The organism is Escherichia sp. E4930, assembly GCF_005845405.1.
Lineage (GTDB): Bacteria > Pseudomonadota > Gammaproteobacteria > Enterobacterales > Enterobacteriaceae > Escherichia.
The window spans coordinates 1-1,279 of the sequence record NZ_VCDZ01000077.1 but is presented as its reverse complement, the minus strand read 5'-3'; the positions used below and the strand labels follow the sequence as shown (position 1 = coordinate 1,279).

The following is a 1,279-nucleotide window of genomic DNA, read 5'->3' as shown; positions in this document are numbered from 1 at the left end:
TGTTCAGTGTCAAGCTATAGTAAAGGTTCACGGGGTCTTTCCGTCTTGCCGCGGGTACACTGCATCTTCACAGCGAGTTCAATTTCACTGAGTCTCGGGTGGAGACAGCCTGGCCATCATTACGCCATTCGTGCAGGTCGGAACTTACCCGACAAGGAATTTCGCTACCTTAGGACCGTTATAGTTACGGCCGCCGTTTACCGGGGCTTCGATCAAGAGCTTCGCTTGCGCTGACCCCATCAATTAACCTTCCGGCACCGGGCAGGCGTCACACCGTATACGTCCACTTTCGTGTTTGCACAGTGCTGTGTTTTTAATAAACAGTTGCAGCCAGCTGGTATCTTCGACTGATTTCAGCTCCATCCGCAAGGGACTTCACCTACGTATCAGCGTGCCTTCTCCCGAAGTTACGGCACCATTTTGCCTAGTTCCTTCACCCGAGTTCTCTCAAGCGCCTTGGTATTCTCTACCTGACCACCTGTGTCGGTTTGGGGTACGATTTGATGTTACCTGATGCTTAGAGGCTTTTCCTGGAAGCAGGGCATTTGTTGCTTCAGCACCGTAGTGCCTCGTCATCACGCCTCAGCCTTGATTTTCCGGATTTGCCTGGAAAACCAGCCTACACGCTTAAACCGGGACAACCGTCGCCCGGCCAACATAGCCTTCTCCGTCCCCCCTTCGCAGTAACACCAAGTACAGGAATATTAACCTGTTTCCCATCGACTACGCCTTTCGGCCTCGCCTTAGGGGTCGACTCACCCTGCCCCGATTAACGTTGGACAGGAACCCTTGGTCTTCCGGCGAGCGGGCTTTTCACCCGCTTTATCGTTACTTATGTCAGCATTCGCACTTCTGATACCTCCAGCATGCCTCACAGCACACCTTCGCAGGCTTACAGAACGCTCCCCTACCCAACAACACATAGTGTCGCTGCCGCAGCTTCGGTGCATGGTTTAGCCCCGTTACATCTTCCGCGCAGGCCGACTCGACCAGTGAGCTATTACGCTTTCTTTAAATGATGGCTGCTTCTAAGCCAACATCCTGGCTGTCTGGGCCTTCCCACATCGTTTCCCACTTAACCATGACTTTGGGACCTTAGCTGGCGGTCTGGGTTGTTTCCCTCTTCACGACGGACGTTAGCACCCGCCGTGTGTCTCCCGTGATAACATTCTCCGGTATTCGCAGTTTGCATCGGGTTGGTAAGTCGGGATGACCCCCTTGCCGAAACAGTGCTCTACCCCCGGAGATGAATTCACGAGGCGCTACCTAAATAGCTTTC

At 53.5% G+C, this 1,279-nt stretch carries 1 rRNA gene; it reads right to left on the bottom strand.

Annotated elements, in window-relative coordinates:
* A 23S ribosomal RNA gene (locus tag FFT88_RS25150) occupies positions 1 to 1,279 on the bottom strand; the annotation flags it as partial.